The sequence below is a fragment of the Streptosporangium sp. LJ11 genome (assembly GCF_051918945.1).
Lineage (GTDB): Bacteria > Actinomycetota > Actinomycetes > Streptosporangiales > Streptosporangiaceae > Streptosporangium.
In genome coordinates this window covers 114290-136553 of the sequence record NZ_JBPXMB010000008.1, presented here as the reverse complement: position 1 = coordinate 136553, position 22264 = coordinate 114290, and the positions used below count along the sequence as shown (strand labels likewise).

Below are 22264 nucleotides of genomic sequence, written 5' to 3'. Positions count from 1 at the left end.
CGCTTCCCGGTGTCCGCGGATCCGCGGGACGCGGGAACACCGGCCGGACGGTCACCCGGCGACGATGAAGGAGAAATCACGAGAAGGGGCCGGGGCGCACCAGCTTGGCGGCCCGGACCGGATCGACGGGGCCGATGCCGTAGGAGGGGCAGAGCGCGGCGAGCGGGCAGACGCCGCAGGCCGGTGTGCGGGCGTGGCAGACGCGGCGGCCGTGCCAGATCAGACGGTGGGACATCATCGTCCAGTCGCGCTTCGGGATGAGCTCGGCGACGACCTGCTCGATCTTCACCGGATCGGTCTCCGAGGTCCAGCGGAAGCGGTGGGTGAGCCGCTGGAAGTGGGTGTCGACGGTGATGCCGGGCACCCCGAAGGCGTTCCCGAGCACGACGTTGGCCGTTTTGCGGCCGACTCCGGGCAGGGCGACCAGGTCCTTCAGCTTCCCGGGCACCTCGCCGCCATGGCGCTCGCACAGGGCCTGGGCCATGCCGATGATGCTGTTGGTCTTGGCGCGGAAGAAACCGGTGGGCCGGATGATCCCCTCCATCTCGGCCCGGTCGGCACCGGCGTAGTCTTCCGCTGTGGGATATTTGGCAAAAAGGGTAGGAGTAACCGTATTAACCCTTTTGTCCGTACATTGGGCGGACAGGATCGTCGCGACCAGCAGTTCGAGAGGATCGCGGAAGTCGAGCTCGCAGTGGGCGTCAGGATAGGTTTCCGCCAGAATCCGGTCCATTCGACGGGCTCGACGAACCAGGGCAAGCTGGGATTCACCACCAGGGCTGACGTTGCGGAGCACTCCGTCAGCCTACGCCCAAGGCCCCCCGGAGAGCGGCACGATGGGATGGGTCACAATGACTGCGTGAGCCGTGAAACAGGAGGCACTGTGAACTCCGACGACGTGCTGGGCAAGGCCCCTCTGTTCGCCGCGCTCGACCGTGAGAGCGCCGCCGCGCTGCGCACGAGCATCTCCGAGGTGGAACTGTCCAAGGGACAGACCCTCTTCAGCGAGAACGAGACCGGAGACCGCCTCTACGTGGTGCTCGAAGGCAAGATCAAACTCTCCCGGACCTCGCCAGACGGCCGGGAGAACCTGCTCAGCGTGCTCGGTCCGAGCGAGATGTTCGGCGAACTGTCCCTGTTCGATCCCCGTCCCCGTACGGCGTCGGCCACCGCGCTGACCGACGTCCTCCTGGCCGGGCTCGGACACGACGACCTGCGGCCCTGGCTGACCGGCCGGCCCGAGGTCGCCCTCCACCTGCTGCGGGCCCTGGCCCAGCGCCTCCGCCGTACGAACGACGTGCTGGCCGACCTCGTCTTCACCGACGTGCCGGGCCGGGTGGCCAAGGCCCTGCTCGACCTGGCCGAGCGCTTCGGCCAGCGGATCGACGACGGCGTACGGGTCCACCACGACCTCACCCAGGAGGAGCTGGCCCAGCTGGTCGGCGCCTCGCGGGAGACCGTGAACAAGGCGCTGGCCGACTTCGCCCAGCGAGGCTGGCTGCGCATCGAGGCCAAGGCCGTGGTCATCATGGACCTGGAGCGGCTGCACAACCGCTCGCGCTGAGCCGCCTTCCCGAGGACCCCGAAGACCTCGGGGAACCCTGGGAAAGCCCGGGAGGCCCCGGCAGGACGGGCGCCGGGAAAGGACCGTTCCGAAGGCGGCCGCTCCGAGGAGCGGGCCGCCCCGGAGGCGGGCCTAACCGTCGAGGTAGGCGAGCTGCGCGCGGACCGACATCTCGGCGGCGGGCCAGAGGGACCTGTCCACGTCCGCGTAGACGATCTCGACGATCTCCCGGGGCGTCGCCGCCCCCCGCCGCCTGGCCTGCCGGATCTGGTCGAGCCTTTGCCGCCGGTGCGCGATGTAGCCGTCCAGGGCGCCGATCGGGTCGGGCAGCACCGGACCGTGGCCGGGCAGCAGCGCCTCGGCCCCGACCCGCTCGGCCCTCGCCCGGAGCAGGTCGAGGGAGCGCAGGTAGTCGGCCAGGTCGCCGTCCGGGGCGATCATGGTGGTGCCGCGGCCGAGCACCGTGTCACCGGTGAGGATCGCCCGGTCCCGCGGCAGCCAGAAGCAGAGCGAGTCGAACGAGTGACCGGGCGTGCCCACGACGTGCAGTTCCAGTTCCCCGGCCGTGAGCACGTCGCCGTCGCCGAGCCCCTCCTCACCCAGCCGGTGCGCGGGATCCAGGGCCCTGACGGGCGCCCCGACCAGTCCGGCGAACTTCGCGGCGCCGCCGCTGTGGTCGTGGTGTCCGTGGGTGAGCAGGATCGCGACGACACGGCGGCCCTCCAGGTGATCGGCGAGGCGCGCGAGGTGCTCGTCGTCGTCCGGTCCGGGGTCGACGACCAGCACCTCCTCCCCGAACTCTCCGGGTTTCCCGGGCTCCCCGGGCTCCCGGAGACCGATCACCCACGTGTTGGTGCCGTCCAGGGTCATCTCGGAGGGGTTCGGGGCGAGGAGGTTGAGCGCGTGGTCCGTACCGGCCCCGTCCGGTCCCTCAAGGGGGATCCGCAGCCCGCTCACCGCGCGCCGAACCGGTAGTCGTCGTCGAGCACGATGCGCATCTCCCCGTCCACCTCCGCGATCGCCGGCATGAAGGTCACGATCTCACGATCGGCCGCGAGCACCTCGGGCACCTTCTCGTAGGCGCTCAGCTCGGTGAGCGTGCGGTACGTCGGGGGCATCAGGAAGATCCGGCCCGTCCCGCCCTGGTCGAGCGCGTCGGCGGGCCGGAGCCAGACGACCTGGTCGGCCTCGCCGCCGACGTCGCGGGTGAGCTGGCCCGCCGGGAGCGCCGCGACGAAGAACCGGGTGTCGAAGCGCCTGGTCTCGACCTCGGGAGTGATCCAGTGCGCCCAGGGACGGAGCAGGTCGGAGCGGAGGACCAGGCCGCGCCGGTCGAGGAAGTCGGCGAAGGACAGGGTCTTGCCGATCAGGGCGAGCCGGTCGGCCTCCCAGTCGTCGCCGGTGGTGTCGGACACCACGGCCTCCGCGGACGGACCGGCCAGCAACACCCCCGACTCCTCGAACGTCTCCCGTACGGCGGCGCACACCAGGCCCCGGGCGGTCCGCTCGTCCGCGCGGAAGATCTCGCCCCAGGCGGCGGGCGGAGGACCCGCCCAGTCGATCACCTGGTCGGTGTCGCGCGGGTCGACCGACCCGCCGGGAAAGACGTAGGCCCCCGCGGCGAAGGCCATGCTCGCCTTGCGCCGCAGCAGGTACGCCTCCAGCCCGCCGGCCTCCTCACGGAGGACGACCACGGTGGCGGCGTCCCGGGCCGGGACGGGGGCGACCCGCCCGGCCAGGATGTCGCGTGCGCGCTCGCCCAACTCACCGGGAAGCGGGATACCGCCCATTGAGACCCTCCACCAGAACATCACTCGGTTGCAGGTCAATCATGTGGCACGGCACCGTCGCGGACAATCGCGGGTCCGCATCGGCGCCCCGTGGCACGGCGCGCCCGTACGGCCCCTGGCGAGCCCCCACGGCACCCGTGCGGCCCCGGCGAGCCCGGCCGCTCCCCAGGGACCTCGGCCGCAGCCGGCGGGCCTCAACGGCCGCCAGGGGGCCCCGCCTCCGATGGCCCCCGGGGCCGCCAGGACCTCACCGGTCCACCGGGGGCGTCCGGACGACCTCAGCCGATCCACCGGGGCACCCGGGCGACCTCAGCGGACCTCGGCGATCACCTCGACCTCGACCGGCGCGTCCAGCGGGAGGACGGCGACACCGACCGCGCTGCGGGCGTGCCTGCCCGCGTCACCGAGCACCGCGGCGAGCAGGTCGCTGGCGCCGTTGACGACCTGTGGCTGGCCGGTGAAGCCCGGAGCGCTGGCCACGAAACCGACCACCTTGACGATGCGGACGATGTTCGACAGTCCTCCGGCCTCCGACGCGACGGCGGCGAGGGCGTTGAGCGCGCACACCCTCGCGAGCTCGTAGGCGTCCTGGACGTCCACCTCGGCGCCGACCTTGCCGGTGGCCATCAGCTTGCCGTCCACGATCGGGAGCTGCCCCGACGTGTGGACGTGGTCGCCGGAACGTACCGCCGGGACGTACGCCGCCAGCGGCGGCACCACCTCCGGCAGGGTCAGGCCCAGCTCCGCCAGTCTCTCCTCGGCCGTCACTGCCTCGGCCGCTTCAGGTAGGCGACCAGCTGCTCGGGGTTGGGACCCGGCACGACCTGGACGAGCTCCCAGCCGTCCTGGCCCCAGTTGTCAAGAATCTGCTTCGTCGCGTGGACCAGCAGCGGCACCGTCGAGTACTCCCATTTCGTCATGCGGGACACATTAGCGAGACCGCCCCCGGCAAGCGGCCCACCCCGAACCGCCGGACCCCGGGACGTCCCGCTGTGAGAATCTGCATATTTACTTTGCGAGTCCGATCGATTAGCGACACGAACCCGTACGGTCTCCCGGACCGCGCGCCGGATCCCCGGCGGGCCCGGCTCCGGCGCGTACGGGCCGCACGACCGCGCTGAACAGGGCGATCCGTAGCGAATGTCAACAAAGGAGGCATCTCGCCCGCTCTCCGAAGGGGCGCCCGCGACCGGGCCCGGCCGCCCTCGCCCGCCGGAGGGGCGTGCCGGTGCGAACTCTCCGGGGGAAGGCGCCGAGGAGTTGTCAAGTAGCCGTTGGGTAGCCTTCGAAGGGTGAGAGCTCGCGACACCGATTGGGACGGCGTACGCCTTCACGTCGTCACCGGCAAGGGCGGCACCGGCAAGACCACGGTGGCCGCCGCACTCGCGCTCGCCCTCGCGGCGGGTGGCAGAAAGGTCCTGCTGGTCGAGGTCGAGGGCCGCCAAGGGATTTCCCGGGTCTTCGACCTGCCACCCCTGCCGTACGAGGAGCGCAAGATCGCCGTCGCGCCCGGCGGCGGGGACGTCTACGCGCTGGCCATCGACGCCGAGGAGGCCATGCTCGAGTACCTCGAGATGTTCTACGGCATGCGCAGGGCGGGCCGGGCGCTCAGCAAGATCGGCATCGTCGACTTCGCCACCACCATCGCCCCCGGCTTCCGCGACGTCCTGGTCACCGGCAAGACGAGCGAGGCCGTCCGGCGCAAGGGCAAGAACGGCAGGAGGACCTACGACGCGGTCGTGCTGGACGCGCCGCCGACCGGCAGGATCGCGCGCTTCCTCAACGTCACCAACGAGGTCGCGGGCCTGGCCAGGGTCGGCCCGATCAAGAACCACGCCGACCTGGTGAACGGCGTCGTCTCCTCACCCGAGACCGCCGTGCACTTCGTCACGCTCCTGGAGGAGATGCCGGTCCAGGAGACTCTGGACGGCCTGCGCGAGCTCCGCGCCGCGGGGCTCCCTCCCGGCGGGATCTTCGTCAACATGATCCGCGAGTCGCTGCTCCCCGCCGCCGTCCTGGACGCCGCCGCCGAGGACAGGCTCGACCCGGCCGAGCTGGTGCTCGGCCTCAAGGCCGCCGGACTCACCGACGGCGGCCCCGCCGCGGTCGCGATGGCCGAGGCCCTGACCGAGGAGATCGCCGAGCACGCCCGCCGCACCGAGCTGGAACGGGATGAGAGGCTGTCGCTGGACAAGTCCGCCCGTCCCCGCTACGACCTGCCGTTGCTGGCCGACGGGGTGGACCTGTCGGGGCTGTACGAGCTGGCGGAATCGATCCGCACCCAGGGAGCAGCGTGAAAACCCCTCCGTTCCTCGACCTCGATGCGATCATCGACGATCCGAACACCCGGATCGTCGTCTGCTGCGGCTCCGGCGGTGTCGGGAAGACCACCACCGCGGCGGCGCTGGGGCTGCGCGCGGCCGAGCGCGGCCGTTCCGCCGTGGTGCTCACGGTCGACCCCGCGCGGCGGCTGGCGCAGTCGATGGGACTCACCGAACTCGACAACACCCCCAGGCCCGTCATGGGCGTCGAGGGGGACGGCCGGCTGCACGCCATGATGCTCGACATGAAGCGGACCTTCGACGAGATCATCGAGGCGCACGCCGACCCCGAGCGGGCCCGCCAGATCCTGACGAACCCCTTCTACCAGTCCCTGTCGTCCAGCTTCTCCGGCACGCAGGAGTACATGGCGATGGAGAAGCTGGGCCAGCTCAGGCGGTCGGACGAGTGGGATCTGATCATCGTCGACACCCCGCCGTCCCGCTCCGCGCTCGACTTCCTCGACGCTCCCGAGCGGCTCGGCCGCTTCCTCGACGGCAAGCTGATCCGGGTGCTCATGCTTCCCGCCAAGGCCGGGGGACGCAGCGCGTTCAAGCTGTTCAACGCGGGTTTCGGCATCGTCGCCGGGGCGCTGACCAAGCTGCTGGGCGCGCAGGTGCTCAAGGACCTGCAGACGTTCGTGTCCGCGCTGGACGCCGTCTTCGGTGGTTTCAGGGCTCGGGCGGATCAGACCTACCGGCTCCTGCAGGCCCCGGGGACGGCGTTCGTCGTCGTGGCCTCGCCCGAGCGCGACGCGATGCGCGAGGCGTCCTACTTCGTGGAGAGGCTGGCCGAGGAGCGCATGCCCCTGGCGGGTCTCGTCGTCAACCGGGTGCACCGCTCGCCCGCGTCCATGCTGTCCGGGGCGCGGAGCACCGCCGCCGCGGAGGACCTGGAGTCGCGCGGCGAGCACGAGCTCACCTCCGCCGTGCTGCGGTTGCACGCCGGACGGATGCAGCTGGCCGCTCGCGAGCGACGCGAGGAGGAGCACTTCATCTCCGCCCATCCCACCGTGCCCGTGGCGCGGGTCCCCGCCATGGCGCAGGACGTGCACGACCTGGAGGGGCTGCGCGAGGTGGGCGACCTCCTGGCCGCCCGCTAGCCGTACGGCGGTGTGACCCCGGATCGGGCCCGGGCGGCGCTTCGGGCGCCACCGTCGGGTGACCCGGAGAAGCCGCCGCCGGGCGGACGCGGACCCGGAGAACACACGTGACCGTGCGCTCTCCGGCCCGTGACACGCGTGTACGGCTGGCGCTCGGCGCCAGCCGTACGGGATGGGCGCGAACTCAGCCGGCGATCAGCTCATTAGTCCGCTCGTATTCCTCTTTGGCCAACTCCAGCAGGTCCCGCCAGGAGTCGACATCCGGTCGCCGGCGCAGCAGCGCTCGGCGTTCGCGCTCGGTCATCCCGCCCCACACCCCGAACTCGATGCGATTGTCCAGCGCATCGGCGAGGCACTCGGTCCGGACCGGGCATCCTCGGCAGATCAGCTTCGCTCGGTTCTGGGCAGCACCCTGAACGAACAAAGCGTCAGGATCCGCACCCTTACAGGCCGCACGGGAGGTCCAATCCGTGATCCACATTCGACCCCACTCCCCTTTAGGTGGTCAGTCGTGACTTGGGCCGACGGGCGCGGGCGTCGGGCCTCGGTATTCAATTGCTGCAGAAAGAGAACGTACGCAACCAGACGTTCGGGCCGACAGACCCCGGCGGGACCAAATTCTCACATGGTCATCCACGGCCATCTGGCCGGGAATGACTAGTCACCTGCCTGAGATAACAGGACAAAGCCAAGCTAAGATGGCGTTCCGTTACCGTTTGCGCCATCCGTCCGACGTACCCTGGGTCCTGTGCAAGCTCAAGGCAAAGACCAGGGGTCTGTGATCGGCGCTGCCGGTAATGTGCTGAAGTTGCTCGGCGCGGCCGCCGTCACGGGTGTGCTCGTCGCCGCCGTGGCGCTTCCGGCCGTGGGCGGCGCGGGGATGACGGTGAACGCGGCGACGAACGAGCTGCGTCTTCTCCCCGAAGAGCTCAAGGAGCCCCCCCTCGCCGAGAAGACCACCCTGCTCGACGCCAACGGCAAGCAGTTCGCCCAGTTCTACTTCGAGAACCGCGAGTCGGTGAGACTGGACGAGGTCGCCGACGTCATGAAGACGGCGATCGTGGCGATCGAGGACTTCCGGTTCTACGAACACGGGGCGATCGACATCGAGGGCACCTTCCGCGCGGCCGTGAAGAACGTCTCGGGCGGCGGGGTCGTCCAGGGCGGCTCCTCCATCACGCAGCAGTACGTCAAGCTCGTGCTCGTCAACGCCGCGGAGACCAAGGAGGAGCAGGACGCCGCGATCGCGCCCACGCTCTCCAGGAAGCTCAACGAGCTGCGCTACGCGCTGGCCATCGAGGAGAAGTACACCAAGTCGGAGATCCTCGAGCGCTACCTGAACATCTCCTACTACGGCGCGGGCGCCTACGGCATCCAGGCCGCCTCCCGGCGCTTCTTCAACAAGCCGGCCTCGAAGCTGACCCTGTGGGAGGCGGCCACCCTCGCCGGGGCCGTGCAGAACCCGAGCGTGACCGACCCGAACGCGGGCAAGGCCGCCCGCGACCGGCTGCTGGAGCGGCGCAACATCGTGCTGAACCGGATGGCCGAGCTCGGCAAGATCACACCGCAGGAGGCCGAGGAGGCCAAGAAGAAGAAGCTCGGGTTCAAGAACATCGAGGCCCCCGGCGGCTGCGAGGAGAGCGCCTACCCGTACTTCTGCCTCTACGTGCGGCAGGAGATCGCGACCAACGAGGACTTCGGCAAGACCCGCAAGCAGCGCGAGAGGCTGCTGCAGCGGGGCGGTCTGGTCATCAAGACGACGCTCACCCCGAAGGCCCAGAAGGCCTCGGAGAAGGCGATCAAGGAATACGTCAAGACCAGCGACAAGCCGGTCGCCTCGCAGGCGATGATCGTCCCCGGCACCGGCGCCGTGAAGGCGATGGCCGCCAGCCGCAACTTCGGCAGGAACAAGAAGAAGAACGAGATCAGCTACAACCTCGTCGGCGACCGGGAACACGGCGGCGGAGCGGGTTTCCAGGCGGGCTCCACGTTCAAGCCCTTCACCCTGCTGACAGCCCTTGACCAGGGCATGAAGCTGAACGACGGCTTCAGCACCGGTTCCGGCTACCGGGCGCCCAGCCACAGCGCGTTCCGCAACTGCAAGGGCAAGGCGGTCGGCGAGCCCGACCACGAGGTCAAGAACTCCAGCGAGGGCGGTGGCGGCTTCAAGACCCTGATCACCGGCACCCTGGGGTCGGTGAACACCTTCTTCATGCGCCTGGAGCAGGAGGTCGGCCTCTGCGAGACGGTCAAGATGGCCAAGAGCCTGGGCATCGAGCGCGCCGACGGCAAGCCTCTGAAGGAGTTCGAGACCTTCACGCTCGGCATCAACGAGATGGACCCGGTGACGGTCTCCGCCGCCTACGCGACGATCGCCGCCCGCGGCACCTACTGCAGCCCGATGGTGATCACCGAGAGCACCGACCGCGACGGCAAGAAGACCTCCTACAAGCCGAAGTGCAAGCAGGTCCTGGACGAGGAGGTCGCCGACGCGGCCAGCCACATCATGTCCGGGGTCTTCACCAAGGGCACGATGAGCGGGGTCGGCGGCATCGGCCGTCCGGCGGCGGGCAAGACCGGCACCACCGACGACTACACCGCCGCCTGGTTCGCCGGATTCACCCCCGACCTCGCCTCCGCGGTCAGCCTCGGCGACCCGCGCGGCGCCTTCAAGTACGACCTGATCGGCGTGACCATCGGCGGGCGCTACTACAGCTACGTGTACGGCGCCGAAATCTCCGGGCGGATCTGGAAGAACTCCATGCTCGGCGCGCTCAAGGGTGTCGAGGCGACCCCCTTCACCCCGGTGAACATGGAGCGCTTCGGCGGCTGCTCCGCCGGCCGGTGCGCGCCCAAGCCTCCGCCGAAGCGCGGGGACGGCGACGGGCCCAGGGACGACCGGGGCGACGACCGGGGTGACAACGGCGACGGCCCGTTCGGGCCGCCGGACGGCGGCGACAACCGGGAGGTCAACAACGGCTTCCCGTTCGGCCCGAACGGCGGTGCCCCGAACGGCGGTGCCCCGATCGCCCCGGTGGTCCCGTAGCGACACCGGAGCCCGGGAACGCCAGGGCCCCGGAACGCCAGGGCCCCGGAACGCCAGAGCCCTTCTCGCCGGACCTTCGAAGGTCCGGCGAGAAGGGCTCTGGCCGTACGGGCCCCGCGGCAGGGGCCGCGCGTCCCGACGGGCCGGACCGGGCCGGTGTGCGCCGCCTCGCGCTCGTTCTCGGACCGGCCGGATCGGTTGAATCAGTTCGGACCACTCCGGATCAGTCGAACCGGTCGGATCGATCGGATCAGGAGGACGCCAGGCGAGCCCGTACGGCCTGCGCGACGCGACCGCCCTCGGCGCGTCCGGCGACCTTCGGGTTCACGAGCTTCATGACCTGGCCCATGGCCTGCGGCCCGGTGGCACCGCTCTCGGCGACGGCCTCGTCCACGAGCCCGGCGAGCTCCTCGTCGGACAGCTGCGCGGGCAGGTACGCCTCCAGCACGGCCTGCTCGTCGACCTCCGCCTGAGCCTGCTCCACCCGGCCGGCACCGCTGAACGCCTCGGCCGCCTCGCGGCGCTTCTTGGCCTCCTTGGCCAGCACCTTGACGACCTCGTCGTCGCTGAGCTCGCGTGCCGTCTTACCCGAGACCTCCTCGACGTTCACGGCCGCGAGGGCCATGCGAATCGTGCGGGTGCGGATCTCGTCCCTGCTCTTCATGGAGGCCGTGAGATCGGCCTTCAGCTTGTCCTTCAATGCGCTCATGGCGTCCATCTTGCCGCCTCACCAGCCCCGCTGTATCCCGAGTTTCCGTTCGAGGGCCCGATCTCGGGCATGATGAGAAGGTGAGGAAAGCAGCCGCGGTGCCCCTGTCCCTGTTCGGTGTCGGCCTGGCCGGCCTCGCGTACGCCTCGGTCGTCGAGCGCAACGCGTTCCGGCTGCGCCGCTTCGACGTGCCCGTGCTGGAGCCGGGGCAGCGGCCCGTGCGCATCCTCCACCTGTCCGACCTGCACCTCACCCCCGGCAGGCGGAGGCTGATCGACTGGGTGCGCTCGCTGGGTGCCCTCAACCCCGACCTGGTGGTCAACACCGGCGACTCCATCTCGCACCCCGACGCGATCACGCCCCTCATGCACGCCCTGGAGCCCCTGCTGTCGCGCCCGGGCCTGTTCGTCTACGGTTCCAACGACATGTACGAGCCGCGGCCGAAGAACCCCGCACGCTATCTCTGGCGCACCTCCAAGGCCGACTACGGTCAGAAGATCCCCACTCTCCCCTGGGAGGAGCTGGGCGCCGCCATGGCCGCCGAGGGCTGGCTGGACATGAACAACACCACCGCCCGCCTCAAGGTCGGCGATCTCGACGTGGCCGTGGGCGGCATCCACGACTCCCACATCAACCTCGACCGCTACGACCTGATCGCCGGTCCCGCCCCGGCGGCGGCCGACCTGCGCCTGGGCGTGATGCACTCGCCGGAGCCCCGCAACCTGACCCGCTTCGCCGCCGACGGCTACCAGCTGCTGCTCGCCGGACACACCCACGGCGGCCAGCTCTGCGTCCCCTTCTACGGCGCCCTGGTCACCAACTGCGGCATCGACCGGGCCCGCGTCAAGGGCATGAGCCGCCACGACTCCGCCTACCTCCACGTCTCCGCCGGCCTCGGTACCAGCCCCTACGCTCCGGTCCGCTTCGCCTGCTACCCCGAGGCCAGCCTCCTGACCCTGATGCCCCGCCGTCGCGGCGACGCAAGCACCCACGAAGTCCGCTAGACTTTTCCAAGCACGAGCAAGACCGGGCGTGTGACCGGGGTGTGGCGCAGCTTGGTAGCGCGCTTCGTTCGGGACGAAGAGGCCGCAGGTTCAAATCCTGTCACCCCGACGTTGAGTAAAGTCCCGAGGTCAAGGGCCGTTTCTGAGAAATCAGGAACGGCCTTTCGCTTTCCCGGATTCGGCGGTCGTGCGCCACGAGGGCATCAAGATCATTCAAAGGGCGACTTGATCGGCACCGGGTCACCGAGCACGCAACCGGCCGTGACAATCCGGATTTCCGCGAATCGCGTCCTCAGGATCCTCTGAGCGGTCACGCCTGTTCCATGGAAAAGGCGACTCGACCAAAAAGGTGATTCGACGCGGACGATCGGCTCGCGACAGGAATTCATCCTCACCCGGCCGCACCCGTCCACATCGGACCTCCGGCGACACCGTGCCGACGAACGTGGATGCCCGCCCCGGCGCGCCCTGGTCACGGGGATCCGGAACGTCACCGAAGCGCGTCGCCCATGATCCCTTCCGGCGTGAAGCCCTCCGGCAGGTCCCGAAGGTGCCGGTCGCCGGCCGTGACACGCACCGCGCCTCCGACGGCGAACATGATCTGGTGGGCGCTGCGGACCAGTACCCGCCCGACGGCGGAGTCGATCGCCCCCGCGAGGTGGGGGACGCTCGTGCTGTAGTTCACATCGAACACGACCTCGCAGCCGTCAGGAAGGTCCGTGCTCGTCCAGGCGCCCCTGAGGTGCTGGAAATCCCCACTGACCTGCTCGAATTCGATGCGATACGGCTGCGGGCCGCCTCCTGGCCCCCGGCTGCGCTGCACCCACCTCGCCGTACCACCGCGAAAGGCCAGCACCCACTGGCGGAGCCCGTCGCCGGTGTCGGAGACGGAGACGATGTCACGGGCGTACGCGGGGAATGCCGGCTCGTCACCGAGCCGCTCGATCACCTCGGCGGCCGTCGCCGGCACCGTGGCCTTCAGAATGCGAGATGTCATGACGGGTGCTCCTTGTCAGTCCGCCGTCGGTCCGCCGTCGGTCCGCATCGGTCCGCGTCAGCCCGCCGGGCGGATGACGCTGACGCCCTGCAGATGGGTGGTGCGCAGCATGGGGTGACTCGCCTCGCCGAAGGCACCGCCGGTGAGGCCGGGTCCGCCCTGGTTGGGCAGGAAGGGCAGGAAGGCGGTGTGCGAATCGTTGATCTTCAGGTTGCCGCCGTTGGTGACGCCTTCCAGGAACCGCTCGATCGTCGGGTTCCCGGTGGACCAGAAGGAGTTGCGCAGGCCGTACGCGTTGCCGTTCACGAAGGCCAGCACCTCCTCCAGCAGGGCGTCGTCCGTCGCGCCGGTCTCGGGGACGATGATCGGCAGCAGCGGGAAGAACGTCTCGTCGCGGACCACCGACAGCGACCTGGCGTCCCGGAGGCCGTCGACCCGGACGATGCTCGGCTCGACGAAGAAACCGGTGTCGGACGGCGAGCCGTCCACTTCGAGACGACGGCCGCCGTGGACGAGCTTCGCGCCTTTGGCGAGTGCCTCTGCCAGGCAGCCGAAGAACCAGTCGACCCCGAGGACCGGGGTGAGCACCACACCGGCCTCGTCCGGGTATCCGGGCTGGATCCTCCTGGTGGCCGTGACCAGTCGCTCGATGAGCTCGTCCGCGATCTCCGGATGGGCGATCACCTGGTTGGGCACGTTGCAGATCTGGCCGGAGTTCATGAAGAATTGGGTGAGGGTCTCCACCGCGGCGTCCAGGTCGGCGTCGTGCCACACCACGCAGCAGTCGTTGCCCGCGAGCTCCAGGATCGGCTTCTTGCCCGCGGCGATGCAGTCGGTCTCGAACTCGAGCCCCTTCTTGCTGCCCCCGAAGTAGAGGACGTCGTCGACGTGCTCGCTGGCCATCCAGGCGTCGAGCATGGGCGGTCCGCAGAGGACGTTGAGCGTTCCTCGCGGCGCTCCCGCCTCCTCCAGCACCGGCGCCGCGATCTCCCGCATCGCGTACATGCAGCTGAGCGCGACCCCACGGGGCGCCCGCACCACCACGGCGTTGCCGGCCAGGAGAGCGGTGAGGCCGTTCAGCGCGTTGACCGCCGCGGCGTTCTGGGGAGGGTTGATGCAGACGACGCCGTCGGGAACGCGGCGCAGGATCATCTCGCGTTCGCCGTCCTGCCGGCGGAACTCCATCTGCCCGGCGCACCATTCGAGTGTCTCCCGGCTCCAGCTGGTGAACGGGAGCCCGCCGATCATGCCTTCGGCCGCGGAGCGCGGTGTGCCCTCGGCGACGAGGATCTCGACGAGGGGATCGAGGTGCTCGAGGATCCGTTCCGCGATGCGGCGTCCGATCTCGATCCGCTCGGTGAGCGGGACGCGGCCCCATTCGGGAGCGGCGTGGGCGGCCGATTCGAGGGCCAGAGCCGTCATGCTCTCGTCGGCGACGACACATGCTCCCACGACACGTTCCCCTGCCGCGTGCGGATCGGCGACTCCCAGGTCGAGGTCGCGCTTGAGCCGCAGGCTGGGAAAGGTGTCCTCCATGAGGGCCCGAACGGTGAGCGTGTGGACGAACCGCGCGTTGTCGCCGGTGACATCTCGGCCTCCAATATAGGCAGGATATATCCCGAATTTCACGTGTCCTCCTCCGCTCGGTCCGGCCACGGCTTACATTTACGCTAGGTGCGGTAATACCGATGGGACAACGCATGTGTCATAAGGGTTGCTTATCGGGCCCGAGAGCCATTCCTTATTGAGCTCTGGCCGTTTCCTCCACCGCGAGCCGGGGAGCGCCGGTGCGACATCGCCGGTGACGAGCGATACCGGGCCGCTCGTCGGCCCTGAGCCGTTTCAACGGCCTGAGCAGGCCGATCTGACCCCTTGGGCGACGGCACGGGAGCGTACGCGAAGGCCACGCCGGCACGACTCCGGCCGCGCGGCCCTCACCTCGGAAAATCGTTTAAATCATGTGACTTAAATGTTTCACCTGTTCCGGTGAAATCAATGCCCGGTTCACGAATGAAAGCTCGGCGAAGATCAGCCCGCCTGGGAGGGGTGATCGGGCTCGCCGGAGCCGATGTGCCGCAGCCAGACGTAGTCAACAGGTTGGGAGACGTTCCACTCCGCCGCCAGGTGGGCGTCGACCGGCAGGAAACCGGCTCCCCGGTAGCACCGCAGGGCCCGGTCGTTGTCGGGGTGCACGCGCATGAAGACGTTCGCGTAGCCCGCGTCCCGAGCCAGCGCGGCCAGTCCTCGCACCAGTTCCCGCCCGACTCCCCTGCACCGGGCACCGGGGGCCACGATGATCCGGGCGAGTTCGATCTCTCCCTCCTCGGTGTCGACCCACAGTTCCCCGTAGCCGAGCGGGTCCCCCTGCGCGAAGAGCATGTGGGAGCGCACGTCCTCCCCTTGCTGCCAGTCGGCGACGACCCGCGCCGGCAGGGGGAACTCGTGCCGCCCGCACCACATCGCGACCTCTCGCGGCGAGGCGGGCCAGCCCGCGACCGTGGTCGCGTGCTCCGCGGCGAAGGGCAGCAGATCCATACCTGATCCATTCATTCCGGCATTCGGTGGACGCGAAGTGCAGCATGCCTCCTCTCACGCACCCCGTCCACACACCACCGATCTCCGGGACCGGCCGCGCTCCCGGGCCGGACCGGTGCACCGGTCCGCGCGGAAGGTCCCCTGGTATCGCAGATGCTGGGAAAAATGGTGATGGATGGCTTGTTTGCCAGTGATTTTCTTCTGTACAGATGAATGTGCGAGGTATGGTGACTGTTCCCGGCGACGTTCCGGATCAGCACGGTGAGTCAGTAAGGAGCCCTCGTTGTCCAGGCGTCTTTCCCGGTGGGCCGTCACGGTTCCCCTCACCCTCGCCCTGGCCGCCGTCCTGTCCGGCTGCGGCGCCGGCGATCCGGCTCCCGCGTCCGCCCCGGCCTCCTCCGAGGGCGATGCCACGACGCTGACGGTGCTCGCCGCCGCGTCGCTGACCGGTACGTTCACCGAGTTGGGCAAGGCCTTCGAGGCCGCGCATCCGGGCACGACGGTACGGTTCGGTTTCGGCTCCAGCGCCACCCTGGCTCAGCAGATCGTCCAGGGTGCCCCCGCCGACGTCTTCGCCGCCGCCAGTCCCGCCACCATGAAGACCGTCACCGACGTCTCCATGGCCACCGGCCCGGCCGTCTTCGCGCGCAACACCCTCCAGATCGCCGTCCCTGCCGGCAACCCGGCCGAGGTCGACGACCTGGCGGACCTGGCCGACCCGAAGGTCAAGGTTGCCCTGTGCGCCGAGCAGGTGCCCTGCGGCGGCGCCGCGGTCAGGGCACTGGACGCGGCCGGGCTCAAGGTCACCCCTGTCACGCTGGAACAGGACGTCAAGGCCACCCTGACCAAGGTCGAGCTCGGCGAGGTCGACGCCGCCCTCGTCTACAGGACGGACGTCATCGCCTCCGGCGGCAAGGTGCGGGGCATCGACTTCCCCGAGGCCGAAAAAGCGATCAACGACTACCCGATCGCGGTCCTGTCCGGCGCGCCCGCCCCGGAGGCGGCCAGGCGGTTCGTCGACCTCGTGTTGTCGCGGCAGGGCGCGGAGGTGCTGGCCAAGGCCGGTTTCCAGACCCCCTGAGCGGCCATGACACCCGCGTCCGGGTGCCCTCTCAGCGGTGCCGGGCGCCCTCGTGGTCCGCGTGACCGGCGGGCTCCAGCTGCAGGGTGGAGTGCTCGACGTCGAAGTGACCGGCCAGGCACTCGTGCAGCCGGTCCAGCACCGGGCCGAAGGAGCCGTCCACCAGGACGCCGTCCGCCATCACGACGTGGGCGGACATGACGGGGAGCCCCGAGGTGATGGTCCAGGCGTGCAGGTCGTGGACGTCGATGACACCCGGCGTCTCCAGCAGGTGCCTGCGGACCTCCTCCAGGTCGACCCCCCGGGGAACCGCTTCGAGCAGGATGTCCACGGCCTCGCGCAGCAGGTTCCAACTGCGCGGCACGATCAGCAGGGCGATGACGACGGAGACGATCGGGTCCGCCGTCGTCCAGCCGGTGAGCGCGATGACGACCGCGGCGACGATCACCGCGACCGAGGCCAGCAGGTCACCGAGGACCTCCAGGTAGGCGCCCCTCAGGTTGAGGCTTTCCGTCTGGCCGGGGCGCAGCAGCCACAGCCCGACCGCGTTGGCGGCCAGGCCGACCGCGGCCGCCACGAGCATCACCGTTCCGCCGACCGGCTCGGGATCGGCGAAGCGCCGGACGGCCTCGTACAGGATGTAGAGGCTCAGGGCGAGGAGGACGACCGCGTTGATCGCGGCGGCGAGGATCTCCGCCCGCTGGTAGCCGAAGGTGCGCCGGGCGCTGGCCGGCTTGCCGGCCATCCAGACGGCGAACAGCGCCAGCGCGATGCCCGCGGCGTCGGTGGCCATGTGCCCGGCGTCGGCGAGCAGCGCCAGGCTGCCCGACAGCGCCGCGCCGATGACCTCGACGACGAGCACGCCGATGGTCAGCAGCAGCACGACCACCAGGCGCCCGCGGTGTGCCGCGGTCGCCGTCGGCTTCGTGTGCCCGTGCCCGTGCCCCATGACGCTCCATCCCCGTCGGTACAGCTCCCAGTGTTTATACAGCAATCACTGTATATACAGCAACTAATGTATTGTGATGACCATGCTCACCGCCGCGACACGCCTTGACGCGATGGCCCGTCTCGGAAGGGCGCTGGCCGACCCCAACCGTTGCCGGATGCTCATCGCTCTCCTCCAGGGACCCACCTACCCGGCACGCCTGGCCGACGAGCTCGGACTGACGCGCCAGAACGTGTCCAATCATCTGTCGTGCCTGCGCGGCTGCGGCCTGGTGGTCGCGGTGCCCGAGGGGCGCCAGACCCGGTACGAGCTGTCCGACCAGCGCCTCGCCCACGCCATCGAGGACCTGCTCCATGTCGTGCTCGCCGTCGATCCCGACCATCGGGACGCGCACGAGGCGGATCCTACGGAATAGCTCTATACCGGTATCACCCGCTTCCCCAGCCCCGTAACTGGCTGTCCAGCGCTTTTTATCAGGGGCGGCGCGCGGCCGCGACGAAGAGCGGCATGGCCAGGAGGAGCCGTCCGGTACGCGCGCGTTCGGCCTGTTCCGCCATCCACCCGTCGGCGTCATCCGCGGTGATGGCGCCGGCGTCACGGGCGGCACCGGCGGTTCTCGAGAGTATGGGCAACATCAGCGGGCCGGTGAGGACAGCGGTGTGGACCTCCACGGTGACGTCGTCGAATCCGGCGTCCAGCAGGAGGGCGCGATAGGAGCGGGCGACGTGGGGGGTGGGGATGAGGTCGGCGCGGGCGTGCACGATGGTCCGGGTGAGTGCCGGAGTGTCGGAGTCGATGACGAAGGTGTCCCAGTCCTGCCCGATCAGGACGACGCGCCCGTCCGCGGCGAGCACCCGTCGCGCCTCGCCGAGCGCCCCGGCGGGATCGTCGAGTTCGTGGTAGAGCTTCTCGGCGCGATACCCGGCCAGTTCCCCGTCCGGGAACGGCAGTTCGCGGGCGTCGCCGACGCGGAGATCCGCGCCGGGCTCGCGCCGGCGGCCCTCGGCGATCATCAGTTCGCTGAGGTCGACGCCGGTCACCCGTGCGCCGCGTCCGGCCATCTCGGCGACGGCCAGGCCGGTCCCGCAGCCGACGTCGACCACGGATGCCTTCGGTGTGAGGTGGAGCAGGTCGTAGGAGCGGGCACGCAACCGGACGAAATCGGAGAGGGCGTCGAGCGCGTCGAGCACCCGGATCAGCGCGATGACGGGGTCGCCTCCCGGTTCCTCCCGGCCCTTCCACCCTGCTCGGTCTGCGTCGCCCGCATGGTCCGCTCGGTTCGTGGTGGTGTTGTTGGACATGTCATCGAGGATGCGACTTAATGTCGACATGAAGTCAAGCGACGACGGCGCGATGATGAGCATCGGCGAGATCGCCCAGCGGTTCGGCCTGCCCACCCATGTCCTGCGCCACTGGGAGTCCATGGGACTGCTTACCCCCGCCCGCGTCAGGGCCGACCGTCGTCGCTACGACCGTGACCATCTCTATCGCGTCGCGATGATCCTGCGCGCCAAGGAAGCCGGGTTCTCCCTCGCCGACATCCGGGAGGTGATCTCCACCTCTGATCCGGAGGCGCGACGCGACATCCTGCGCCGCAGGCACGCGGAGCTGACACGACGCGTCGCCCAGGCGCTGTCGTCGCTCCACTTGATCGAATGTGCCCTGGACTGCGACCACGAGGATTTCACCGGCTGCGCCCACTTCCAGCGCATGCTGGCCGAGAAGATCGGCGCGTGATCGTCCGCATCGGGCTCGGGAACGGCGACGCCCGTCGCGACGCGTTCAGGAACGGACGAGTCTGGCGATGGCGTCGGACGCCTCCCTGACCTTCTCCTCGGCCTCGGCGCCGCCCTTGGCGGTGGCCTCGGCCACGCAGTGCGCCAGATGCTCCTCCAGCAGGGACAGCGCGAAGGACTGCAGGGCCCGGTTGGCCGCCGACACCTGGGTGAGGATGTCGATGCAGTACTTGTCCTCCTCGACCATCCGCTGCAGGCCCCGCGCCTGCCCCTCGATCCGGCGCAACCGCCGTAGATGGTCCTGCTTGTTGGCGGTGTATCCGTGCATCTCTCCCCCTCCGCTCGGCCTCCCCTGTTGAAGGATACCCCCCGACAGTATTTGAGGCAGCCTCGCGAACCGGATCCCCGCTACTCGCCACCGACCACCTCTGCGGGCGGCGCCGCGAGCTCCCAGTCGCGCAGCAGGCCCTGGGTGACGACCGTGACCGCGCAGCGCTGTGCGGCGTACGTGAGGGCCATGGTGTGGTGTTCCAGGGAGAAGTCGGCGACGGCGTCGGCGACGAGGAACGGCTGGAGGTCCTGCATGAAGGCGTCGCAGACGGTCATGAGACAGCCGATGTGCGCGTAGACACCGCAGACGATGATCTGGTCGCGTCCCATGGCCTCCATCCGGGCGCGCAGGTCGGTCCTGCAGAAGGCGCTGTAGCGCCACTTGGTGAGCAGGATGTCGGGCTGCGCGGGAAGAAGGCTCGCGACGATCTCGCTCTCCCGGAGGCAGGGGACCCCCGGGCCCCAGAAGTCCTGGAGCAGGCCGCGCTCGTGTTCGCTCTGACCGCCGGGCTGCATCGAGTAGACGACGGGAACCCCCCGCGCGGCGCACGCGTCACGCAGGAGGCCGATGTTGGCGATGAGCCCGTTCAGCGGCGAGGCGTCGGCGGCGAAGGGGGCGAGGAAGTAGTTCTGCATGTCGTGGACCAGCAGGATGGCGCGGCACGGATCAGGACGCCAGCTCACCCGGTTCTCGGGAAGATCGTCCTCCCCCGGCAGCGGGTAGGAGGCGATCTGGGGAAGGGCCACGGGCACTGTCTCCTTTCCTGCGGTTTTCCTGCGATGACGGATCTTTCCCGCGGTGGCGCGTCGTCCCCCGCGCCGGCGGGTCAGCGGTCCTGGTCCAGGCCGACGGCGCGGAGCATGGTCTGGAACTTGGCGGTGGTCTCGGCGAGCTCGGTCTCCGGCACCGACCCCGCGACGATCCCCGCGCCCGCGAACAGCCTCAGGGTGTGGTCGGCGACCTCGGCGCAGCGGATGGTCACGACCCACTCGCCGTCGCCCGTCGCGTCGCCCCACCCGACCAGGCCCGCGTACAGGCCGCGATCGAACGACTCGATCTCCTCGATGGCCTCGCGCGCGGCGCCCGCGGGCGTACCGCAGACGGCGGGGGTGGGGTGCAGCACCGTGGCCAGTTCCAGCGACGTGACCGCCGGGTCGTCCAGCACGCCGGTGATCCGGGTCGACAGATGCCACATGGAGGCGGTGGACAGCGGCGAGGGCCCGGCGGGGACCGACAGCTCGCGGCAGTACGGGCGCAGCGCCTCCACGATGCTCTCGATCACCAGGGCGTGCTCGCGGAGGTCCTTGTCCGAGGCGAGGAGGGCGCGGGCCCTTTCGCGGTCGACGACGGGGTCCGGGTGGCGGGGCGCGGACCCCGCGAGCGGGTTCGTCGTGACCCGGCGGCCCGAGCGGGAGACGAGCAACTCGGGGCTGGCTCCCAGGAGGGTACGGGCCGTGTCGCTGCTCGACGGCAGGTCGACCGCGTAGCCGTAGGCCTGCGGGTCACGCCGGACGAGATTGCGCAGGACACGGCCGACGTCGACGGGGGCGCCCAGGGTGATGTCCATGGTGCGAGCGAGCACGATCTTCTTGAGCTCTCCGGCGGTCAGCTTGACCAGCGCCTTCTCCACGCCGCGCACGTAGTCGCCGGGGTCGGAGACCGGACCGAACCCGGTGAACGTCCCCGTGATCCGCTCGGGGGCGGCGGAGAGACCGGCCGGCGGGCTCGTCCAGCAGACGGCGGCGGGCACCAGCAGGCGCGCGGGCCGGTCGTCGCGGAAGGGAATCGCGCCCACCACGACGGGGTTGGGGTGGGCGGAGTCCAACGCGTCGCGCAGGGCCGAGGCGACGCGTCCCTGCAGGCTCGCCGTCCCGGAATCGGAGACCTCCCGGAACACCCCCCGGGCGAGCAGGGTACGGGTCGGCGAGGTGAAGAAGAAGGTGCCGGGCTCGTAATCTCCCAGGAGGTCGGGCATTCGAGACATGGTGAGGGTGTCGTTCGACGACATGGTGAAGAGGTCTCCTGTCGAGAGGGGTCCAGGAACGGGAGGGGGCGACGCTACGACCGGAGCGTGGCGCCCCCGTCGACGTACAGGTCCTGCATGGTGATGTGCCTGGCACGGTCGGAGGCCAGGAAGAGGACGGCGTCCGCGATGTCGGCGGGGTCGGCCAGCCTGCCGAGGGGGATGCCCACCCGGAAAGTGGCCGGCGATCCGTCGATGGCCGTCCGGGCGTCGTGGCCGCCGGTCCACAGGGCACGCTGCATGGGAGTGTCGGTGGAGCCGGGCGACACCACGTTGCAGCGGATGCCGTACGGCGCGAGCTCCAAGCCGAGACACTTGGTGAACTGCGCGGCGGCGGCCTTGGAGGCGGCGTAGGCCGACATGTTCATCCGTGGCACGCCCGCGGCGTTGGAACCCACGGTGACGATCGCCCCGCATCTGCGGGGGATCATCCGGCGGGCGACCGCGCGGGACAGGTGGAAGACCCCGCCGGTGTTGACGGCGAAGGTGCGGGCCCAGTCGTCGTCGCTGGTGGCGACGGCCGGTCCTGAGCAGAGCACTCCGGCGACGTTGACGAGCAGCCCGATCGGGCCGAGATCGGCCTCGACCCGTGCGACCACGTCGTCGACGGCGACGCTGTCGGTGACCTGGCAGGGATAGGCGACCGCGGTGCCGAGCCCCGCGGCGACGCGCTCGACCCGCTCCGCGTTCACGTCGAGCGCGGCGACGCGCGTGCCCGTCGCGGTCAGGGCTCGCGCCACCGCCTCGCCGATGCCCTGTGCCGCACCGGTGACCATGGCCACCGCGCCTTCCGTCACCATGTCCTCGCCGTCCCCGCCGTGCTCGCAGTTCTCGTCGCCGTCAGCCTGTGCCGGTAGGCAGGCTAACCCCATTACTTTGGGTTGCGCAGCAAAAACTTATAGTTACTTTTCACAGATCAGGAGGACATCACGGGTGTTAATGGGAACACTCCGGCCCACCGGACACGGTGATTCGGGGAAGGCCCGGGTGGCGGGAGGGCCCTTCGGCGGCTCCGGGAACGGCGCGGTCCTCGGGCTCTCCCAGCTGGTGGCGCGACTCGGCGCGTTTATGTTCAATC

At 69.9% G+C, this 22264-nt stretch carries 24 protein-coding genes and 1 tRNA gene; 9 read left to right on the top strand and 16 right to left on the bottom strand.

From position 1 onward, the window contains the following. Window positions 1–76: 76 nt before the first annotated feature. On the bottom strand, window positions 77–733 hold the full coding sequence (nth, locus tag ACTOQ3_RS14085) for an endonuclease III (RefSeq protein WP_440083823.1): 657 nt from the start codon (window positions 731–733) through the stop codon (window positions 77–79). 150 nt (window positions 734–883) lie between these two features. Between nth and ACTOQ3_RS14080 the strand changes: the two genes are divergently transcribed. Then, a complete protein-coding gene (locus ACTOQ3_RS14080; protein ID WP_329088899.1) occupies window positions 884–1564 on the top strand; it encodes a Crp/Fnr family transcriptional regulator in 681 nt (226 codons plus the stop codon). Between the two features lie 132 nt (window positions 1565–1696). Here the strand turns inward: ACTOQ3_RS14080 and ACTOQ3_RS14075 are convergent, their stop codons facing one another. The 4 genes from ACTOQ3_RS14075 to ACTOQ3_RS14060 form a co-directional block, all read right to left on the bottom strand. After that, window positions 1697–2521, bottom strand: coding sequence for an MBL fold metallo-hydrolase (locus ACTOQ3_RS14075; RefSeq protein WP_440083822.1), 825 nt, complete (start codon window positions 2519–2521; stop codon window positions 1697–1699). Then, window positions 2518–3354 (bottom strand): NUDIX hydrolase, encoded by an 837-nt coding sequence (locus tag ACTOQ3_RS14070; RefSeq protein WP_440083821.1) that lies wholly within the window; start codon window positions 3352–3354, stop codon window positions 2518–2520. Before ACTOQ3_RS14070 ends, ACTOQ3_RS14075 begins: the two co-directional genes overlap by 4 nt. Before the next feature lie 309 nt (window positions 3355–3663). Beyond that, a complete protein-coding gene (locus ACTOQ3_RS14065; RefSeq protein ID WP_440083820.1) occupies window positions 3664–4122 on the bottom strand; it encodes a RidA family protein in 459 nt (152 codons plus the stop codon). Continuing rightward, on the bottom strand, window positions 4119–4274 hold the full coding sequence (locus tag ACTOQ3_RS14060; RefSeq protein WP_344742745.1) for a DUF4177 domain-containing protein: 156 nt from the start codon (window positions 4272–4274) through the stop codon (window positions 4119–4121). Before ACTOQ3_RS14060 ends, ACTOQ3_RS14065 begins: the two co-directional genes overlap by 4 nt. 372 nt (window positions 4275–4646) lie before the next feature. Here ACTOQ3_RS14060 and ACTOQ3_RS14055 point away from each other — a divergent pair, with 372 nt between their 5' ends. Both ACTOQ3_RS14055 and ACTOQ3_RS14050 read left to right on the top strand, forming a co-directional pair. Next, a complete protein-coding gene (locus tag ACTOQ3_RS14055) occupies window positions 4647–5651 on the top strand; it encodes an ArsA-related P-loop ATPase (protein ID WP_440083819.1) in 1005 nt (334 codons plus the stop codon). Further along, a complete protein-coding gene (locus ACTOQ3_RS14050) occupies window positions 5648–6775 on the top strand; it encodes an ArsA family ATPase (protein ID WP_440083818.1) in 1128 nt (375 codons plus the stop codon). Before ACTOQ3_RS14055 ends, ACTOQ3_RS14050 begins: the two co-directional genes overlap by 4 nt. 184 nt (window positions 6776–6959) lie before the next feature. Here ACTOQ3_RS14050 and ACTOQ3_RS14045 read toward each other — a convergent pair whose 3' ends face one another. Continuing rightward, window positions 6960–7256: a WhiB family transcriptional regulator gene (locus tag ACTOQ3_RS14045; protein WP_012887233.1), complete on the bottom strand. Its 297-nt coding sequence runs from the start codon at window positions 7254–7256 to the stop codon at window positions 6960–6962. Between the two features lie 318 nt (window positions 7257–7574). On the opposite strand from ACTOQ3_RS14045, the gene ACTOQ3_RS14040 reads away from it, so the two are divergent. Continuing rightward, window positions 7575–9821, top strand: a complete 2247-nt coding sequence (locus ACTOQ3_RS14040) for a transglycosylase domain-containing protein (RefSeq protein WP_440083817.1) — start codon at window positions 7575–7577, stop codon at window positions 9819–9821. A 250-nt stretch (window positions 9822–10071) separates the two neighbouring features. Here the strand turns inward: ACTOQ3_RS14040 and ACTOQ3_RS14035 are convergent, their stop codons facing one another. Then, a complete protein-coding gene (locus tag ACTOQ3_RS14035; protein WP_362689915.1) occupies window positions 10072–10530 on the bottom strand; it encodes a GatB/YqeY domain-containing protein in 459 nt (152 codons plus the stop codon). A gap of 80 nt (window positions 10531–10610) precedes the next feature. Between ACTOQ3_RS14035 and ACTOQ3_RS14030 the strand changes: the two genes are divergently transcribed. Further along, on the top strand, window positions 10611–11534 hold the full coding sequence (locus tag ACTOQ3_RS14030) for a metallophosphoesterase (RefSeq protein WP_440067801.1): 924 nt from the start codon (window positions 10611–10613) through the stop codon (window positions 11532–11534). A 35-nt stretch (window positions 11535–11569) separates the two neighbouring features. Beyond that, window positions 11570–11643, top strand: a tRNA-Pro gene (locus tag ACTOQ3_RS14025). Window positions 11644–12024: 381 nt separating this feature from the next. On the opposite strand, the gene ACTOQ3_RS14020 is transcribed toward ACTOQ3_RS14025, so the two are convergent. From ACTOQ3_RS14020 to ACTOQ3_RS14010, 3 genes are all read right to left on the bottom strand, one after another. Then, the gene (locus ACTOQ3_RS14020) at window positions 12025–12531 is read right to left on the bottom strand and encodes a type II toxin-antitoxin system RatA family toxin (RefSeq protein WP_440067799.1); all 507 of its coding nucleotides are present in this window, start codon (window positions 12529–12531) and stop codon (window positions 12025–12027) included. 57 nt (window positions 12532–12588) lie between these two features. After that, window positions 12589–14067 (bottom strand): aldehyde dehydrogenase family protein, encoded by a 1479-nt coding sequence (locus tag ACTOQ3_RS14015; RefSeq protein WP_440083816.1) that lies wholly within the window; start codon window positions 14065–14067, stop codon window positions 12589–12591. A gap of 492 nt (window positions 14068–14559) precedes the next feature. Continuing rightward, the gene (locus ACTOQ3_RS14010) at window positions 14560–15066 is read right to left on the bottom strand and encodes a GNAT family N-acetyltransferase (protein WP_440083815.1); all 507 of its coding nucleotides are present in this window, start codon (window positions 15064–15066) and stop codon (window positions 14560–14562) included. 283 nt (window positions 15067–15349) lie between these two features. Here ACTOQ3_RS14010 and modA point away from each other — a divergent pair, with 283 nt between their 5' ends. Next, window positions 15350–16147, top strand: coding sequence for a molybdate ABC transporter substrate-binding protein (gene modA / locus ACTOQ3_RS14005; protein WP_440083814.1), 798 nt, complete (start codon window positions 15350–15352; stop codon window positions 16145–16147). A gap of 31 nt (window positions 16148–16178) precedes the next feature. Here modA and ACTOQ3_RS14000 read toward each other — a convergent pair whose 3' ends face one another. Next, complete coding sequence (locus tag ACTOQ3_RS14000; protein WP_440083813.1) at window positions 16179–17096, bottom strand: cation diffusion facilitator family transporter; 918 nt, start codon at window positions 17094–17096, stop codon at window positions 16179–16181. A gap of 82 nt (window positions 17097–17178) precedes the next feature. Between ACTOQ3_RS14000 and cmtR the strand changes: the two genes are divergently transcribed. Continuing rightward, window positions 17179–17511 (top strand): Cd(II)/Pb(II)-sensing metalloregulatory transcriptional regulator CmtR, encoded by a 333-nt coding sequence (gene cmtR / locus ACTOQ3_RS13995; protein WP_440083985.1) that lies wholly within the window; start codon window positions 17179–17181, stop codon window positions 17509–17511. A 58-nt stretch (window positions 17512–17569) separates the two neighbouring features. Here the strand turns inward: cmtR and ACTOQ3_RS13990 are convergent, their stop codons facing one another. After that, window positions 17570–18397 (bottom strand): methyltransferase domain-containing protein, encoded by an 828-nt coding sequence (locus ACTOQ3_RS13990; protein WP_440083812.1) that lies wholly within the window; start codon window positions 18395–18397, stop codon window positions 17570–17572. 28 nt (window positions 18398–18425) lie between these two features. Between ACTOQ3_RS13990 and ACTOQ3_RS13985 the strand changes: the two genes are divergently transcribed. Further along, window positions 18426–18833 carry a MerR family transcriptional regulator gene (locus ACTOQ3_RS13985; RefSeq protein WP_440083811.1) on the top strand — a complete coding sequence of 136 codons (408 nt, stop codon included), beginning with the start codon at window positions 18426–18428 and terminating at the stop codon, window positions 18831–18833. A 45-nt stretch (window positions 18834–18878) separates the two neighbouring features. Here ACTOQ3_RS13985 and ACTOQ3_RS13980 read toward each other — a convergent pair whose 3' ends face one another. From ACTOQ3_RS13980 to ACTOQ3_RS13965, 4 genes are all read right to left on the bottom strand, one after another. Beyond that, window positions 18879–19160 carry a metal-sensitive transcriptional regulator gene (locus tag ACTOQ3_RS13980; protein WP_362689891.1) on the bottom strand — a complete coding sequence of 94 codons (282 nt, stop codon included), beginning with the start codon at window positions 19158–19160 and terminating at the stop codon, window positions 18879–18881. 80 nt (window positions 19161–19240) lie between these two features. Continuing rightward, a complete protein-coding gene (locus ACTOQ3_RS13975) occupies window positions 19241–19909 on the bottom strand; it encodes an isochorismatase family protein (RefSeq protein WP_440083810.1) in 669 nt (222 codons plus the stop codon). Between the two features lie 80 nt (window positions 19910–19989). Beyond that, window positions 19990–21138 (bottom strand): isochorismate synthase DhbC, encoded by a 1149-nt coding sequence (gene dhbC / locus ACTOQ3_RS13970; RefSeq protein WP_440083809.1) that lies wholly within the window; start codon window positions 21136–21138, stop codon window positions 19990–19992. An 83-nt stretch (window positions 21139–21221) separates the two neighbouring features. Beyond that, window positions 21222–21986: a 2,3-dihydro-2,3-dihydroxybenzoate dehydrogenase gene (locus ACTOQ3_RS13965; RefSeq protein WP_440083984.1), complete on the bottom strand. Its 765-nt coding sequence runs from the start codon at window positions 21984–21986 to the stop codon at window positions 21222–21224. Window positions 21987–22264 lie beyond the last annotated feature (278 nt).